At 58.1% G+C, this 19,770-nt stretch carries 5 protein-coding genes; 3 read left to right on the top strand and 2 right to left on the bottom strand.

What is annotated here, in order from left to right; genetic code table 11:
• Window positions 1-609: 609 nt before the first annotated feature.
• Together Q1A51_RS15395 and Q1A51_RS15390 are read left to right on the top strand one after the other, a co-directional pair.
• Window positions 610-12,795, top strand: coding sequence for a hypothetical protein (locus Q1A51_RS15395; protein WP_299600374.1), 12,186 nt, complete (start codon window positions 610-612; stop codon window positions 12,793-12,795).
• Window positions 12,796-12,806: 11 nt separating this feature from the next.
• A complete protein-coding gene (locus tag Q1A51_RS15390) occupies window positions 12,807-16,202 on the top strand; it encodes a hypothetical protein (RefSeq protein ID WP_299600371.1) in 3,396 nt (1,131 codons plus the stop codon).
• 237 nt (window positions 16,203-16,439) lie between these two features.
• Here Q1A51_RS15390 and Q1A51_RS15385 read toward each other — a convergent pair whose 3' ends face one another.
• Window positions 16,440-17,993 carry a calcium-binding protein gene (locus Q1A51_RS15385; protein WP_299600368.1) on the bottom strand — a complete coding sequence of 518 codons (1,554 nt, stop codon included), beginning with the start codon at window positions 17,991-17,993 and terminating at the stop codon, window positions 16,440-16,442.
• Between the two features lie 571 nt (window positions 17,994-18,564).
• Window positions 18,565-19,326, bottom strand: a complete 762-nt coding sequence (locus tag Q1A51_RS15380; protein ID WP_299600365.1) for a YafY family protein — start codon at window positions 19,324-19,326, stop codon at window positions 18,565-18,567.
• 69 nt (window positions 19,327-19,395) lie between these two features.
• Here Q1A51_RS15380 and Q1A51_RS15375 point away from each other — a divergent pair, with 69 nt between their 5' ends.
• On the top strand, window positions 19,396-19,755 hold the full coding sequence (locus Q1A51_RS15375) for a GFA family protein (protein WP_299600362.1): 360 nt from the start codon (window positions 19,396-19,398) through the stop codon (window positions 19,753-19,755).
• Window positions 19,756-19,770: the final 15 nt, after the last annotated feature.

Genomic DNA, 19,770 nt, shown 5'->3' with positions numbered 1-19,770 from the left:
TTTCTGCTGCATTTGTGCCTCTGATGTGTTTTCATTCGAAGTGTCAACGCAGTCATTTCATTTTTATAGGGCGGTTCGTTGATGTCGTTTCCATTTGAAACAGTTAGTAAAAAAATTACAGCATAGAGAAGTTAAAGTCATTTTGAGAATTGTGTGTTCCGACTTTCAGTTCTTCCACAAGCATTGCAAATGCCTGTTATTCAGCAGTCGCGGTCAAAGTTGAGCAATTGAGTTTGTCAAATCGGTGCCGTCGGGTCGTTGAATGGTTTCTGCCTTGTGGCGATGGTTCAGCGTGTGAATTGAGCGCATGGATATCGCACGATTATAGCCACCACTCCCCTATATGTGGTTACTAAGGTGACTCTGGCTGCTGTATATGGTGCTTTCCTTGGGCTGGCGTCCGCTGACAACACTCAATAGTTGTGGCATCTGTGTGACAATTTCCGGAAGAATTTCGAGGGGGAAATCTCTGACAAAAAAACCGTTGATGACTTATTGGTTGCAGTGCCACTTTAGTGTCAGGGTCGATAAGATCTATTACCAAGCATAAATATCGCGCGCGTAACGAGCAGAAAATCTGCCAACAGACGCGAACAACGAGGGACGGTAATGTTTAGATTGAGTGGTGCCTTTCAGGGTGCGCTGGCAGCCGCCAGTGTATCTTTTTTTGCGGCTGACCTGGCGCATGCCACACCCTTTACGACAAATGTTCCCGGGACGAGCATTGCGCTTCCTAGTGCATATCCCGAAGCGGGTGGCGTCGTCATTGTCATGGAAGGTGTCAACGGCCAGATCTATTACCAGTTCAGTGATCCGAACGGCGCTTTTCGCGGCTTCAACTCGAACGGCCAGCCAACGCGATTCCGAGGCAATCCGTTCACTGTAAATGACCCCATTCCACTGGACTGCGGAATTCGGAGCTGTACGGACTATTTCGGTGGTGCCATCGCCCGGGTTCACGTCCGTTTCTCTGCCTATGACGGGGATACGCAACCGGGTGGGTTTGACCAGAACGATATCAGCCTGATCCTGAACGGGGTAAATGTGGGCAGCTGGTCGGGACTAACGACCGAACGTACCAACAACTCAGGTACGGTGAGTCAGGGCTTTCAAACCGGGTTCGGCAATAACAGCTTCAATACCGGCTGGTTTACTTCGTCCAACCCGACGCTGCTGAACAGTCTGTTGGCGACGGGTCAGACAACGACCCAAGTGTTGGATGATGATCCCAACGACAACTTTTGGGATTTCCGTCGCGGCGAGAGCCTGAGCGACGAGGCGTTGCGTACGATCGCGCCGGGTTACGAGTTTGAAAAGACAACCACCGCGACAGACTACACAGCCGTTGGTGATGTCATCACATATACTTACACGGTGACAAATATCGGGTCGGTCAACATCAACAACCTGACGGTGTTCGATGACAAGGTCGATGAGCAGGGCGGAACCGTGTCCTGTGATCGTACGACCATCAACGAGACGACGGGCGGTGGCACACCTGAGGTCGCCACCTGTACCGCCACTTACACAGTCACGCAGGACGACATCGATAGCGGGAGCCTGACCAATATCGCGCGTGCGAATGGTGATCCGGAGTTCGGCCAATTGGGTGAAGTGCAGGATACTGTGACCTTGCCCGGTCCCACAGCTGACGCTGATATGACCATCGCGAAAGTGGCGCGGCAAACGACTTTTAGCGCCGTGGGTGAGGTGATCACCTATGATTATACTTTGGAAAACACCGGCAACACGACTCTGACCAACCTGAGTGTGGCGGACAACCTTATCCCGTCATTGTCCTGTGCGCAGGCGACATTGTTGCCGACCGATACACTGACATGTACCGGCACCTATACCGTTACACAGGCAGATCTGGATGATTTTGCCCAAAACGGTACGCCACTGACCAACACCGCGACGGCCAATGCGCAGGACCGCGGGCAGTCCACGCTGACCCGCACCGTTGATGAGACCGTGGATGGGCCGGCGGCAGCCCCGGCGTTGGTGGTGTCCAAGACAGCGCTGCAACAGAATTTCGACAGTGATGAAGATGTTCTGCAATTCCGCATCGAAGTGACAAATACGGGCAATGTCACCTGGCCTGGTCCGCCAGCTATCACCGATGCCTTGGTGACGGATGCCGGCGGGGCGGTCAGTTGTCCCGCAGGTGCTGTTCCGCCAAATGGTGCGGTGATCTGTACTGCGGACTATGCGGTGACGCAGGCGAACCTGAATGCGGGTGAAGTGCTGAATGAAGCGACAGCATCAATCACGGTTGGGGGTGTCACAGCGAACGGTTCGGCCTCAGTAACGGTCCCTGCTGTCCAAACGACCGGTTTGACGCTGGTCAAACAGCTTAACGCGGCCAGCGCGACAAGTTTCGATGCGCCCGGTGTGACCCTGGTCTATGACTACGTGCTGACCAATACCGGCAATGTCACCCTGACCACACCGCGGATAACGGATGACAAGGTATCCGCCACCTGCACCGCGACCGAGATCCTGCCCGGCACCAGTGTGACCTGTACCTCGGATGACTACCTCACGCTTCAGGAAGATGTGGATGCAGGCTCGGTCACCAACATCGCAACCGCTGCCGCCGACGACCCGGATGCAGCGGAAGTGTCGTCCGATCCGGCGCAAGTGACGGTCGATGCCGACCAGATGCCCGAACTGACATTGGACAAGCTGGCGCCGGTGATCCCAGCCGTCGACTTCTTTGAGGGGCAGACGGTCACCTACACTTACGAAATTGAAAATACCGGGAATACCACCATCACGGCGCCACTGACCGTGAACGATGACCGGTTCACCGATCCAATTGATTGCGGCACCGGCGATCTTCTGATTGGTGACACGCGCACGTGTCAGGCTGTCTACACGATAACCGCGGCGGATGAATCCCTGGGATTCGTGTCCAACACTGCCACGGCAACGGATGGCACAACAACGTCAAACTCGGATACTGAGACTGTCCCGCAGGCAGGTACAGATGCGATTGAGCTGACCAAGACCGCGGATGTGACCAGCGTGTCCCGTACCTCAGACGTCATCACCTACACCTTTACAGTGACAAATGTTGGCGACCGGTCCATTGGGGTAAACAGGACCATCTCGATCAACGACCCACGCTTGGACTCCGTGACATGTGTGCAAACAGGGCGGATTTTCCCGGTGGGGCAAGGCACGCCGAATTCGGTCACATGCACCGGCAGCACCACACCGACCCAGGCCGAGATAGACGCAGGCGAGGTGGTCAATACTGCCACGGCACAATTCAACCGCGTCAATGGCGGCAACCCGTTTGATGTTGTGTCTCCGTCGGCAGAGGCGACCGTGCCCGTCGACATCACGCCGTCCTTCACGCTGGACAAGGTGGGACCGTCGCAGTTCACCAGCGTTGGCGAAGTCCTTACCTACACATTCCGGGTGACCAACAACACCGAACAGACGATTGCGTCGGCCACCGTCACGGACCCTCTGATCCCGGGTCTGGTTTGCGATCTGACCGATATCGGGCCTCTTCTCGCCGGGGAATGTACCGGCGAGTACACGGTGACCCAAGCTGATCTGGACCGGGAAACGATTACCAACACCGCGACCGCGAACGGTATGTCGAGTACGGGCGACACCATTGATCCGTCCTCCGACACCGAGGTTACGCCCGTTGATCCTGCCGCAGCCACGCGCGCGGTCAACGTGTCGAAAACTGCGAACGTGACAGAGTTTGACTCGGTTGGCGACGAAATCCGTTACAGCTTTGCCGTAGCAAACACCGGTACGCAGACCTTGACCGACATTGTGGTCACTGACCCGCTGGTCAGCCTGACTTGCACTATTCCGACGCTCGCCCCCAGCACCACTGACACAACGACATGTCAAGCCGTCTACACCGTAACCCAGACCGATCTGGACAATGGACAAGTCGACAATATCGCGAGTGTGGCAGCGCCTGGCACATCGGGCGACAGCAGCTCGCTGACCGTGCCCGCCGTTAACCGCGACGCGGACTTCACCGTTGAGAAACAGGCTGATGATGCGGTGAGCGTCGTCGCAGGCCAGGTGATTACCTATTCCTATGTTGTCAGGAACACCGGAAACGTCACGCTGACCAATGTGGCGTTGACGGACAGTCATACCAGTTCTTCTGGTACTCAGACACTGACCATTTCGGGGGGCGGCAATACGGGCAGCATTGCGCCAGGGGCTGATGTAACCCTGACAGCGACCTACACCGTGACCCAAGACGACATCGATGCAGGTGCGAACCTGACCAACATCGTCAGCGGAACTGGGGTTCCACCTACCGGCCTTACACCACCGACGGACAGCGACACCGAAACTGTGACGGTCGCAACCCCCAATCCGGCGCTGCGTGTCGTCAAGACCGAGGTGGATGGATCAGGGACTTTTGGCGCTGTCACGAGTGCCGAGGCTTATACGTTTGAAGTCTTCAACGATGGGAATGTGACGCTCAGCAACCTGAGTTTGAGCGACGACCTGACAGGGTTCACCTGTACGTTGGCAGACCTTTTGCCGGGCACTTCGACCACCACCTGTGCCGATACGACACCGCTCGCCGACAGCTACACCATCACGCAAGGGGATGTGGATGCGCGGTTCCTGACCAATGAAGTTGAGGTGACGGGCACTGCACCGGGTGGTGCATCCATCACCGATACCGACACGGTCACTTTGGCTGGCCCGACACAGGCGCCCGCCATTGATATGACCAAGACGGCTACAGCCGGTGATAACTTCACCGCAGTGGGCGACGTGGTCAGCTATGACTACGTTGTCTCGAACACGGGGAACATTACACTTACGGCGGATGTCACCGTCGCGGACGACCGCACGACAGTAAGCTGCCCTGCACTGCCACTCGGTGGCCTCGCCCCCGGTTCAACACTCACCTGCACAGCAACGTACGAGATCACCCAGGACGATCTGGATGCGGGTAGCGTGCTCAACCGTGCGACCGCGACCATCACGCAAACCGTGGTGCCAGATACGCCCGGTGGCCCGACCGAAATCACCACCTCTTCGCCCGAGCAGACCGAGACTGTGACTGCCGCCCAATCTCCGGCGCTGTCAGTTTCGAAGGCGCTTGCCGCGAGCTCGGCCAGCAGCTTCACCAATCCTGGTGACACGCTGACCTACGCTTACACGGTTACTAACACCGGCAACGTTACGATCACGGACACAATAAATGTGACGGACAACCAGATTGCGGGCGGTGCGCCGCAACTGTGTTCTGAAGATGATCTGGCTCCGGGCGCCAACCTGACATGTGAACTGGTCTGGACCGCAGACCAGCCCGCGATTGATGCCGGAAGCATTACCAATGTTGCGTCGCCGCAGTCGACTTTCGGTGGTGTTCCGGTCCCGGCAACGTCTGACACGCTGACAGTCCCCGCAGTACAGGCCCCTGCACTCACCATGTTGAAAGAATTCGTTTCGATCCTGAACGCAAACCCGCCCCCGGTTGCAGGGGATTTTGCGGCGGGCAATGACGTGATCTATCGCTACACGGTCACAAATTCAGGCAACACAACTGTCACGACTGAGCCGGTGGTGACGGACAACCTGATCCTGCCCGCCTTTATCTCGATCGACGCGCCGTTTCCTGCTGCAGGTCTCGCACCTGGTGACAGTGTAACCTACACCGGGGTTTACGAGCTGACGCTCGCCGATATCCAGCTTGGCAGTGTCACCAATAACGCGACCGCAACATCGGGCGGCGTGACCTCGAACCCTGCGACAGAAACCATTCCGACCGGGGCAAACCCGGCGCTTAGCATTACAAAGACCGCCATCGAGGCAAACTTCACTGCGGTGAGTGATGTGATCAACTACGAATACGTGGTCGAGAACACGTCGCAGGGCACACCCGCGCCCGCCTTTGCCAATGCAATCACTGTTGATGACGACAAGACAACGGTAACCTGTCCGGCCGTCCCCGGTGGGCAGTTGTTGGTGGGGCAGTCCATCACCTGTGAGGCGGAGTACACGGTTACGCAGGAAGACCTGGACGCAGTGGCCGCTGGCCAGCCCGGTGGGTTCGTGACCAACGTGGCCACTGCCAACACCGTGTTTGCCGGGCAGCCTGTTCAATCCCCTGCTGCAACTGTAACCGTGCCCGCCGTGAACGATCCCGCGCTGTCCGTGGTCAAATCCGTATCAGGCGGTCCTGACCCAGCCGGAGAAGGGGATACGATCACCTTCGCGATCCTGACCACCAACAGTGGGGATACGACCGTTTCCGGTTTGGACGTTTCGGACCCCTTGCTTGCAAGTCTGAACTGCTTTGATGGTGCGTCGAGCACTGATCCTGCGGTGACTTTGCCCGTCACGCTGGCTCCGGGCGCGCAGCTTCTGTGTGAGGGTGACTATACTATCACGCAGGACGATGTGGATGATCAGAACCTTGTGAATACGGCGACTGCGCAGGGCGTGACGCCTGCGGGTGATCCCGTGGTCGCCACCGGGTCGGTCACTGCGCCGCTCGAAGATGATGCGCCTGCGGTCGAGGTCACCAAGGCCCTGAGCGCAAGCGAGCCCGACAGCAGCTTTAGCGTGGTCGGGCAAGAGATTGAGTTCACCGTGACGGTGCGCAACACCGGTAATGTGACCCTGACATCGACGACGGTTACGGATGATCTGGTGCCGGGGGAAACATGTTCCGTGCCCAGCCTTGCGCCGGGTGAAGAGGATCAGAGTTGCACATTCCTGTATACTGTTACTCAGGCCGACGTTGACCAAGGTGACTTCACCAATGTAGCGCGCGCCTCTTCGGTTCCGATCAGTGACCCGGCCAATCCGATCATTGATGACGGATCACTCCTCGTGGATGGTCCGGATGCCGAGCCGTCCTTTAGCTTGGTCAAGGATGCCGATATCGCCAGCTTCGCGGCTCCCGGCGTAACCATCACCTACAGCTACACAGTCTCCAATACGGGCAATGTGACTCTGACCGCGGCACCAACCGTAAGCGATGATCGCATTGCCAGTGTGAGCTGCCCTGCCTTCCCAACGGGTGGTCTGGCACCGCTCGACAGCATTGTTTGTACTGCGACCTATGAAACAACACAGGATGACGTGGATGCGGGCGAGGTCACAAACATTGCCACAGTGGCAAGCAGCGAAGTCCCGTTTGATCCGCTTGATCCCAACCGGGCCGAAGCGACCGAGACAGTTCCGGCGACGCGGGGCCCGGCCTTTACCATCGACAAGACGGTTGATGATGCGACCGATGTGCAGGCGGATCAAGAGCTGACCTACAGCTATCTTGTGACCAACACCGGCAACGTGACCCTGACCGATGTGACGCTGACCGACAGTCACACCAGCGCGGCTGGCACGTCTCCCCTGACACTCAGCAGCGGCGGTGTGATTGGATCGCTGGACCCGGGTGACAGCGTCACTCTGACGGCGACATACACGGTCACACAGGCGGATGTGGATGCCGGTGCGGATCTGACCAATGTTGTCACCGGGACGGCGACCCCGCCCGGCGGTCTGACGCCGCCCACTGCCGATGACACGCAGAGTGTCGGTGTCGAAGGCCCAAGCCCGGAAGTCACCGCCCTGAAAACCGTGAGCGCCAGCACCGGAACCGACGTTGGCGACAGTGTCACCTTTGACATCACTGTCTCTAACACTGGCAATGTGACGCTGGATACGGTGACGTTGTCCGACACGCTGCGGGATGGAAACGGGCAGACAATCCTGCCCGCGCCGGTGCCGACGTTGATTGCTGGAGACGGTGTGACGCTGGACGTGGATGAGACGTGGACCTACCAAGTCACCCATGTACTGACTCAATCGGACATCGATAGCGGAGGGCTGAGCAACTCGGTTCTCGTCCAGGCGCAAGACCCAAGCGACACGCCTGTGAGCGATCTGTCGGACAATGGTATTCCCGGCGATGGGAGCGACAACCCAACCACCTTTGCCGTGCCGCCCGCACCCGGAGTGACGGGGATCAAGACCATCACGTCAACCGGAACGGCCTTGGGCGACACCGTCAGCTTCCTCATCGAGATCGAAAACACGGGCAACGTGACGCTAACAAGTGTTGACGTCACATCGGACACCTTGGAGCGGCAGGACGGGACATCCCTTACCCTCGCAACAGGGCCAACATTCAGTTCGAACGATGATGGATCGCCTGCAGGGACATTGCAGGTGGGTGAGACAGCCACTTACACGGCCACTTACGTGCTGGTTCAGGAAGACCTCGATGCCGGTGGTATTCGAAACTCCGCGATCGTGAGTGGCACCCCGCCCACTGGGCCGCCAACAACGGATATCACCGACAACGGTGTTCCGGGCGACGGTGACGATACACCGACAAGCCTGGACATCGCCGCTGCCCCGTCCTTTAGCTTCGTCAAGGAATACACGGGTGCAGACGCAAGTTTCGATGCTGTAGACGACGTGCTCGACTACACATTCACATTGGTCAACACCGGCAACGTGACCCTGACCGATCCGATCGTGATCACCGATCCGTTGCTCGCTACCCCAGCTATCTGTGATCCCGTCTCCGCCACGGTGCCGTGGGCGCCTGATGATACGCGGACCTGCACCGCAAGCTATACCATCACGCAAGAAGACCTGGACCGCGGTGAAGTCGAGAACACCGCGAGCGCGGCGGTAGGTCCTGCGCCGGGTCAGACCGACAGTGTAACTGTACCAGCCAGCCAATCACCCGCGATGGAGCTGTTGAAAGAAGCGGAAAGCATTGATCCGGCCACAGAATTCTTCGTCGGTGCGGTGGTTGATTACACCTACACGGTCACCAATACGGGCAACGTGACGCTGACGACCCCGATCACGATCACCGACAATCTGATCCCAGCAAGTGACATCGTTTGCCCGACCTTCCCGACGGATGGTATCGCGCCCGGCGGTACATATGTCTGCACAGGTAGCTACACCGTAACCGTCGGTGATATTGATCTTACGTCGGTCACGAACCTTGCGTCTGCAACGGACGGCACCACGACATCCCCGCAAGTTACAGAAACTATTCCCAATGCCGCCACGCCGGCATTGGATGTGACCAAGGAACTGGTTCAGGTCACAGACGCGACCGGTGCAAACGTGCGGACGGGCGGGTTCGAAACGGTTGGTGATCGCCTGTTCTATCGTTTCACTGTCACCAACTCGGGCGGTTTGGCCTTTGTAAATGACGTTGTGGTGAACGACGCGCTTCTCGCGGCGCCGCTGGTCTGTTTTTCCAGCTCGGGCGCCGATCCCGATTTCCGCCCCGGCGAAACGGTGACCTGTGAAACCAACCTTTTGCAATCATATGAGGTCACCCAAGAGGATCTGGACGCGGGCGAAGTCTTTAACGAAGCTATCGCAGAAACCAGTGCGTCGGGCTTGACTGCGCCGGTGATCTCGGACGTCTCAAGCGTGACCACGCCTGCGGCAAGCGATCCAATGATTGAGTTGGTGAAGTCCACCGCTGCAACGTCCTTTGCCAGTGTGGGCGAGACGATCACCTTTGACTTTGTGCTGAGCAACACGGGCAACCAGACGCTGACAGATGTGAGCGTCACGGACCCGCTGATCCCTGCGCTTGTTTGCGAAGCTGACACGTTGGCACCAGGCGGCGATCTGACCTGTTCTGGCGACTACGTGGTGACGCAGGAGGATGTTGACAATGGTACCCTCAGCAACACGGCTACTGCAGAGGCGATTGATCCCACCGGTACGGCAGTCGCACCAGACACCAGCGGGGTCACCGTTCCCGGACCGCTGACCGAACCACTTGGCCTTGCATTGTCCAAAACCGCTACCCCGACGCCGTTTGGTGCTGTGGGCAGCACGGTGTCCTACGGGTTCGAGGTTGAAAACACGTCACGCTTCACTCTGGCTGACGTAACGGTCACGGACCCGCTGATCCCCGGCTTCAGCTGCGTGATTGACACGCTTGATCCCAGCGCCGTCGATGCGACCAGCTGTGCCGCTCTCTACACAGTGACCCAAGAAGACGTGGACCGCGGAAGCATCGAAAACACGGCCCAAGTCACCGCGCGCGATCTGCTCAACACCCGCACCGTTACGGTCGAAGATACGCTGACCACGGCAGGGCCTGCACGTACACCGGCGCTGGAGGTTACCAAGACGGCGGATGTGCCAAGCGTGACCCCGGGGTCAACCATCACATATACACTGAGGGTCGAGAACGTGGGCAACGTGACCGTTGAGGTCAGCGGCATCACCGACACGATGACGCGGATCAACACCGGTGCACCCACATTCCTGACCACGCCGTTCACCTTGGTGACGGGGGATGCCAACAACGATGGCTTCCTCGATGTGGACGAGGTCTGGGAGTACGCCGCGACCTACGTGCTCTCTCAGTCGGATATCAATGCCGGTGGGGTCAGCAATACTGCGACTGTCACCGCCGACGGGCCAGCAGGTACGGGATCGGTCACCGATACGTCAGACAATGGCAACGACGGTGATGGCAATACGACCGATGATCCAACAATTGTCGACATCACCTCGAATCCGCGACTGGACGTGACCAAGACAGTTGTGACGACCGGCAGTGAGGCGGGCGACACAGTCGTCTTCGAAATACGGGCAGCCAATACCGGAAACGTGGATATCTCGGGCCTTGCGGTTGCTGACACGTTGAGCCGTGCCAATGGTGAAGTGATCGGCACGCAGCCCGCGACTCCGGTTGGGGTCATTGCCGATCCGCTGGCCCCTGGCAGTTTGGCTGTCTGGCGTGTTTCGTACACCCTGACGACCGAAGATGTGGACGCGGGCGGGTTGTCGAATGTGGTTGTTGTGTCGGGCAACGGCCCTGGGCCGGGCAATGTCCCTGTCAGTGATACCGGCGACAACGGCGACGATACCGACGGCAACACCACCGATGATCCTACAGTTCTGGCAATTCAGCCGATGCCAGAGCTGGTGGTGACCAAAACCTCCGGCAACCAGACGGTTGAACCCGCCGCGCCGGGCGAAACCGTCACCTTTGATATCCTGATCGAAAACCTAGGCAACGTGACCCTGCGCGATCTGGTGTTCACCGACACCCTGACGCGGTTGGACGGGACGGTTCTGAGCCCCGATGCGCCGCCGGTTGCGGGATTTGCTGAACTGGGTGCAGGTGAAACCACAACTGTCGGCGTGGCTTATACTTTGACGCAAGAGGATTTCGACGCGGGCGGCATCCAGAACATCTTTGCGGCGACCGGTGATGATCCGCTGGGTTTGCCGGTGACGGACAGTTCGGACGATGGGGACGACACCGATGGGAACGTGCTGGATGATCCGACGTTGGTTCCGATCACGGCGCTTCCGACCGTCGTTCTGACCAAGACGGCGAATGTGCCGACGCGCGTTTCGGGATCGGTCTTTGAAGTTCTCTTTACCATCACGGTCGAAAACACCGGTAACGTGACGCAAGCCGATCTGGTTTTAACCGACGACATGACGGCTTTCGTCGCGCCATCGACGCTGGTCACCGTGGGGGCGCCGGTTGCCTCCGGCTTTACCACCGGCGGCGCCAATGGCGCGTTTGATGGACAGACTGACACTAATACGCTGAGCGCTGGGACGTCACTGGCCCCCGGTGAAACAGCTACTGTCACGATTGCGGTGCAATATGACACAGCAGCCGGATCACCGTCAGGGACCAACACGGCGTCACTGACATCCGACCGGCTCACAGCTGCTGTGACCGCATCCGCAGCCGTCGCCAGCAGTGAGCCGACATCGGACATCGTGGCAACAAAGCGTGCGACCAACAGCGGTGTTTTGCAGCGCGGCTCGGTTGTGACGTTCGAGCTGACGTTCGAAAACCGGAACACTACTGCAGAAAGCGGGCTAACATTCGTGGACCAATTGCCGCCGGGTCTTCTGTTCCTTCCGGGATCTGCGACGTTCAACGGTGCATCGACGCCTGAACCGGTGATGAATGGTCGTTCTGTCACGTGGCCGGACCAGACGCTTGCTCCGGCAGAGGTGGCGACGATCCGCCTGAGCGCACGACTGACGGGTGGGGCGGGCGAATACATCAACAGCGCATTCGCCCTTGGGCCGACAGGCGCGCGCGTATCGAACACCGCAACTGCGGCGATACGGGTCACACCCGAGGCGGTCTTTGATTGCGGCGACATCATCGGCAAGGTCTTTGATGACGTAAATGGCGACGGGTATCAGGACCCACCCGAGACGCTGAAACGTCTGGCCAATTCCTATGCGGTGCAGCTTGCGCTTGAGAAACTGACACCTGCCGAGATCAAGGCGGACGGTGGTGAGCCAGGGCTGCCCGGCGTGAAACTGGTGTCGCCGCGCGGCGATATTATCACGACCGACAAGTACGGGCGCTTCAATGTTCCCTGTGCCCTGCTGCCGGATGGCTCGATTGGGTCGAATTTCCAACTCAAACTGGACGACCGGACATTGCCCACCGGCTACCGTGTCACCACGGAAAACCCGCGCGTGATCCGCGTGACGGCAGGCAAACTGGCAGAGCTGAACTTTGGTGCGCGGCTGGGCAATCTGGTCGAGATTGATCTGACCGCTGCGGCTTTCTCGGGGGACGGACCGAATGCGGCCTTGATCAACGGTCTTCAGGGGTTGGTCGAACAGATCCGGCGCGAACCCTCAGCCATCCAGCTTCGATACTACCGCAGTGATGAAAGTGTTGAGACGGCGCGTACCCGTCTCAAAGCAACAGAAGATGCCTTGCGACAGGCGTGGCGGGGCAGGGGAACCTATCGGCTTGATGTCGACCGGTCCGTCCGGCGGTTGCAGTGAGGGGTACGGACATGAAACGGTTTATCGCAACATCAGCCCTTCTTCTTAGCAGCTCAGCGCTTCCCGCACTTGCGCAGGATGGTGGGTTTGTCATCACCCTGAACGGGGACAAGGTGGCGGGCGACGATACCGCGCTCGAACGCCAGGTCAAACGGGTGGACGAGGCACTTGAACAGGCAGATGTCCGGGTCCAGTACGATGGTCTGGACGTGACGCCGCGCCTTGACCTGGAAATTGAGGGGGCGGACGGTCAGCGGCGTGCAGGCGACAGCGTCACGCTGCAATCCGTATTAAACTACCCCGGGTTCGTGACGCGCGGCGAAGTTCTGGTCGTGGATCAGAATGCACGCGGTGGCCCAAAAACCCTTGGGCGCAACGACATTGCGCCGAACGGACAAGTGACCATTACTGTTCCCGAGGGCGACAACATCGTCGCTGTTCACCGTGTTTATGATGTCAATGGTAGATACGATGAAACCGCGCCGTTACCCTTGAGCCACGGCGACGATCGCGCGCTCGAAGATGGGGTAGAGGACGGCAATGATGCCACGGCGCGCCGTCGTATTCCGGTACATGGCGGCGCCGTAACCGTATCGGGAAGCAGCGTTGCACCTGGTGCGCAGGTCACCACGCTAGGGGAAGTCGTGCGCCCCGACCCGTCCGGGGCGTTCGTCATTCAGCGCATTTTGCCACCGGGTGACTACGCAATCGGAGTGCAGGTGCAAGGCACCGGGGCTGTGCCAGTCGATGTGGTGCGCGAGGTCGAAGTTCCGCGATCCGAGTCCTTCTACACGGCACAGATTGATCTAACGCTTGGCTACAATGATGGTGACCTTGACGGGAGCACCTCTTACGAGCGGGGGCGCATCGCAGGTTACTTCAATGGTCGGTATGCCAATGGGGTTGAGCTGACGGCGCAAGTCGATACTGGCGAAGGAGATCTGGACGAGATCTTCTCGACCTTGGGAGAACGGGATCCCCGTTCCACCTTCTTGCGGCTTGATCCGGACGATCTGTATCCGACCTATGGCGACGACAGTACGTTGGTTGACGACACGCCGACATCTGGCAAGTTCTATCTGCGGGTTGAGAAAGACAACAACTACGCTGTCTGGGGTGATTGGCGGGCTGACATTGCCAACACGACGTATCTGCGCAATGATCGCACGCTTTATGGTGCGCGAGGGCATCTGGAATCTGCTAACACGACGTCGCTGGGCGAGCCTGTCTGGCAGTTGGACGCCTATGCCGCGCAGCAGGACACGCTTCCGCAACGCGATGTGTTCCGTGGTACCGGTGGGTCAGTTTACTTCCTGAGCCGTCAGGATCTGACCATCGGATCAGAAACACTGTTGGTGCAGGTGCGCGACGCAACCACTGGGCGCGTGATCTCAACGCAGTCCCTGGTGGCGGGGCGCGACTACTCGATCAACTACATTCAGGGCATCATCACCCTGAGCGCGCCGCTGCAATCCGGCACGGGGTCCAACGGTCTGGTTGTGACGGATGTCGGCGGCGCGGCCGATGTCAATCTGGTCGCACAGTATGAATTCACCCCGGATGCTGGTGACATTGATGCGTTTTCCTACGGTCTGCGCGGGGAGGTCTGGGCGGCGGATCGTTTCCGTCTGGGTGCAACCGTGCAGAGCGAAGAAACCGGGCTTGGCACACAGGATTCCTACGGTCTCGATCTGCGGTACCAGTTGAACGAAGACACCTATCTGAGCGCGGAATACGCCTGGTCGGATGGACCCGGCTTTGGGTTCGATACATCAACCGACGGCGGACTTGTGTTTGATGAAACGCCAGCCAGCGGTGGTCGAGGCGACGCCTACAAGATCGAGGGCCGCGCGGCCCTTGGTGATCTGGGGTTGGCTGCCGAGGGTTCGATCAGTGCCTATTTCGAAGAAAGGTCCGAGGGCTTCACGACCCTCGACTATTCAACCACTGTGGATGAGACCTTGTGGGGTCTTGCGTTGGATGCCGAGGTGTCCGAGCGGCTGAGCATCGCTCTTTATTTTGACAGCTTCAAACAAGATGGGGGCAAAACGGACCGCGAGGGTGGGATCGAAGCCGAGTACCTTCTAACGGATCGTGTGACCCTTGGATTTGGGCTTGAGAACTTGGACCGGCAGGGCGTTTCCGGTTCGGGTGACGGGCAGAGGACTGACGCTGTCGTCCGTTTGACGTACAAGCCCAACGACAATCTGACGTGGTACGTCTACGGGCAAGAGACGCTGAGCCTTTCGGGCACCCTTGAGGAAAACGACCGGATAGGTGTCGGGGGCAGCTATAGATGGGCCGAGACATGGGAAATCGAGGGCGAACTTTCCGAAGGGGATGGTGGCACAGGGGGCCGCATTCTGCTGAGGAATGATCGCGGAGAAGAAGGGAACACCTATTTCGGTTACGAGCTTGACCCCAGTCGTGAAATCTCTGGTCTGACCCGCTCCGAGACAGGCCGCTCACGCGGGCGCTTCATCACTGGCGGAGAACGTCGGGTCAGCGGTACCGTTACCATGTTTGGAGAGAATGCTTTTGATCGCTTTGGTCGCTACGAAAGCCTGACGTCAGCGTATGGTGTCACCTATGAACCAACCGAGCGTCTTTCTTTTGTGACAGCGTTCGAGACTGGCCGAGTGCGCGACAGCGTAAATGGCGACTTCGACCGCTATGCGCTGTCCCTTGGCGCGCAGTACCAGAGCGAACAATTTGAAGGAAAGGCGCGGCTTGAGTTCCGGAACGAGGATGGCACCCGCAGCAATTCAGACCGAGACAGCGATACATGGCTGTTTACCGGATCTGGCAGCTACAAGTTGGATGAAAGCCAGCGATTGGTCTTTTACGCCAAGGTGTCTGATACCGACGGCAACAGCGGCATCGCGCCTGACAGCGACTTCACCGATCTGTCGTTTGGGTATGCCTACCGTCCGATTTACAACGAACGTCTGAATGTACTGCTGCGCTACCGGTATCTGGATGACAGTTTCGGGCAGCAGGTTGATGGGAGTGACACCCCTGGACCCGTCCAGCAATCACATGTTTTCAGCGTGGATGCGGAATATGACATCAACAAGTTCTGGAGCATCGGCGGAAAGTTTGGCGCGCGCTTTACCGACAGCGCGGACAGTGTCGATGACGAATACACGTCGAACGATGCGGTTCTCGCCATTCTCAATACGCGCTGGCACGTGGTCAACAAATGGGACGCCCTGTTTGAACTGCGCGCGCTTGATCTGCGGGACGCTGGAGTGTCCGAAGTGGGTGGGCTCGCCGCGATCTACCGCCATTTGGGCAAGAACGTGAAACTTGGCGTTGGCTATAACTTCACCAACTTCAGCGATGACCTCACCGACCTGACCTTTGATGACAGGGGTGCTTTCATTAACATCGTTGCCAAGTTCTGAGCTGGGTACTTCGGTCTGGATGGCGCAGTTTGTGCCGCCTAGTGCAGGAGTTTTTTACAGGTGATGGGCGTTGGGTCAGGGAGGCGACACTGAACCGCTGGACTGGGTAGTGGTTTGTAGAGAGAGCGAACCGCGTTTTGCTTCGGACTTGCAACACCGGCTCCACTAAGGATCAGGAGGGTGGTCTGACTTGGAATGCCCCGGCACCGAACGGCGCCAGGGCTTTTGTCTGTTAGGTTAAAGGACAAAATCGCCGGTGCTTAGATTGAACACGTCTTCCACCAAAAAGGCTGTATCTGCCCGTCCATCGCCGTCTGCGTCAATGAGAACGTGCGACCCTCGTGTTGCGTCGATCGCAATCCGAAACTCGGCACTTCCTGATCCTGTAAAGCCGTCGACCAATGTGAACATCCCAGCGTCGTTCAGATCGCCGATATCCAGTTTGTCTTGTCCGCGTTCGAAATCGAGAATTACATCGGTTCTTGAAAGCGCAACGGCGCTGTCCCGTAACGTGTTGAAGTTAAAAACATCGCTACCTTCGCCACCACGCATCACGTCGCGCCCGGTGCCACCATCAATAAGGTCGTTGCCTGAGCCGCCATCGAGCGTATCGTTGCCGCTCTCACCTTGAAGGATATCAGCACCAGCGCCCCCAAGTATCAGATCTTGCCCGCTACCGCCGACCACACTGTCGTAGCCTTCGTCGCCTCTCAGGGTATCGTTTCCAGTATCTCCAAAGAGGGTGTCGTTAGCCTGACCTCCGCTTAGGCTGTCGTTTCCTTTGCGCCCAAACAAGGTGTCCTGTCCCGACTGGCCGGACATTGTATCGTTACCCTGACCACCGACCATCTCGTCGTTGCCCGCGCCGCCAAACATCAGATCATCGTCGTTCAGACCGAACAGACGGTCGTCACCTTCGCCGCCGTCCAGCGTATCATTCCCGTCGCCGCCAGACAGGAGGTCCTCCCGTCCACCTCCCGATATGCTGTCGTCGCCCGCGTTGCCAAAAAGCCGATCAAAGCTGTCGCCGCCCAGCAAGGTGTCATTCCCCTCGCCGCCTCGCACGTCGGCCGCGTCCCCATTGCGCCCGTCAAACAGATCGTCACCGCCTTCCAGAAGGACTTTGCCTTCGATGGTTGCATTGTTAACCACCTTCTGCGCTGTGTCGTTCCCCATTACGGCAATCGATCTGACATCACCCCCACCACTCAGGAAACCGTTGTTCTGAACGACACCGCCAACTGAATCGACATGGAAGTTGATGCCAACACCTCGGCCAGTAATGCTTTGCCAATTCACGATCTCGACATCCTCGGATTCAACCACAATGGCGGTTCCTCCGAAAATCGTACCTCGGTTTAGGATGTAGTTGTCTTCGCCGTCATCAACGATACCAACTCCATTGATGTCTCCTACAATTTCCCCTGAGTTTAAGATCGCGCTGCCGAATCCTGTGTTCCTGATTGCCGTTTCGCCACTGATTTCAGAGAAAGTGGCGTTTACGATTGTATTTCCACTGCCAAACAGCTGAAGACCGGTTTCCAATCCGCTGATCGTGCCGCGTTGGTTGTGGATAATGCTTTCCGATATCTCGCCATAAATGCCTTTGAACTCTCCTTCGATTGTGCCGAAGTTCGTGAGACTTGCTCCGGAGATGAAGTCGATTTCTATGGCCGCAGAAAGAACGCTGTTTGTATTTGTGATAGTTGCGTCCTGATCGACGACAAAGGGTCCGGCATCAAACTCAAGAAGAATTCCTTTGTTGGTCGATTCTAAAAATTCAGTGCTCATGTAGTGCTCCTAATCTGAGCCCGGTCGCGTGATGAACCGGATATGGTCAAAAAAACCTCAGCCGCAGGGCTGATTGGGCGAACTTAAAGCGGCAACAAGATCAGAACCCACGTCGCCCGCATGCCTCAGAAACCCGCGCAATACGGGTCGAGTGTTTGGCCTTTGAACTGCTGCCGTGCAGTCGAGTGATACTTTTGTGCAAATCCGTCAGTACGACTCGGTCGACGGTAGTGCGGATGCCCACTGGATTTTTGTCCGTGAATACACCCGCCGGTCTGTAGGGTGAGATTTTGAAATGATATTTCGTTTCTGTGGTCTTCTAGCCGCCGCTAGTGGCAGATCAGTAGCAATCATAACTCAGGGTTGAAACGTTGCTTTTTTGCTTTCTTAACAATGGATAAGCGATATGTTGCTGATATTTAGGCAGCGTCCCGCGGATGACGCGGGGGCATGTTGGAGGTGCGTCTTGGGGTGCGCTGATGACTGTCGTGCCGGGCCAAGCGCGGCTGCGACCATGGGCTTGATGCAAACCGCTGCATGACCTGCGAGGTGATTGAAGCCCACTACAAGATCAGTTGGGTGCCTCTGTGTCTGATCGTGCATTGAACTGTACACGTTCAGCGTTCATGGCAGCGCGCCATTCGGTTCTCAGGACGTCCATGCGGCGGGGGATTTTGTCAATCAGCACCTCCGCCGCGACGATGCGTTCACTGCTAAAATACCGAAACGCTTGTCGGAGTTCACACCATGCCGCCACGATCCGGCCGGCATCGCGGTAGCCGATCAGGAAGGGCCAGATCACGCGGTTGGTCATGGCCCCGGCACCATCCGCATATGTCAGGGCGATCTTATGTCGCTGGCGGATGGCAAAGCGGACGTCAGAGGCGCTGAGCACCTCTGGGGGTGGTGTCGCGGGGCTCACGCCGGTGGTCGGTTCGACAAAAAAGCTTTGGGTGTTGTCTGGTGCGACTGCGGCGATCTTGGAGATCAGGTTTTCGGCTGCGCGGGCGAGTTCTGGCTCGCCCCGCGTTTGCACCCATTGGGCACCGAGCACGGCCGCTTCAATCTCGTCCGCAGTAAGCATGAGCGGAGGCATATGAAACCCCTGCTCAAGAACATAGCCGACGCCTGCCTCGCCTCTGATCGGAACGCGCTGTGCCATCAAGGCAGCGATGTCACGGTAGACGGTGCGCTTGGTCACCTCTAGCTCGGCGCCAATGGCTGAGGCCGAGATCGGGCCGCCCGTCCGGCGCAGAATTTCGATGATTTCAAACAATCGGTCGCCGCGTCGCACTTGTGCCTCCATCGGTTGGCGGCAGCGTGCCCCACCCATGCTGACACCATGCTGTCAGCATGGTGTCGTTAGACCAATGGCGCAATCACGAAGACTCGGAGAACACAGATGGAGATCAAGGGAAGTTGCGTGTGTGGATCAGTTCGCTTTGCCATTGCGGGGCGGCCCAAGATGATGGGCACCTGCCATTGTTCGCGATGTCGCAAGCTGGGCGCGTCAACAATTGTTTTTTTGGAGCGTGAGCAGTTCACGCTGACCGCAGGCGAGTCGTACATCGAGACAGTTCAGCCTGCGCCGCCCTTCATCTATCATCGTTCATTTTGTCGGAGGTGCGGCACATCTTTGGGTGAGCCACTGTCGCCGGATCCATCCTTTCCCATCAATGCGCACTGTCTGGATGATGATCCGGGGGTGCGGATTACATTTCACGAACACGAAGAGGATCGGCCCGCGTGGGAAGAGACGTAAGGCGGGGCGAACCCC

The organism is uncultured Tateyamaria sp., assembly GCF_947496075.1.
GTDB lineage: Bacteria > Pseudomonadota > Alphaproteobacteria > Rhodobacterales > Rhodobacteraceae > Tateyamaria.
Note: the sequence above shows the minus strand (reverse complement) of the source record. Positions and strands in the feature narration are given on the sequence as shown.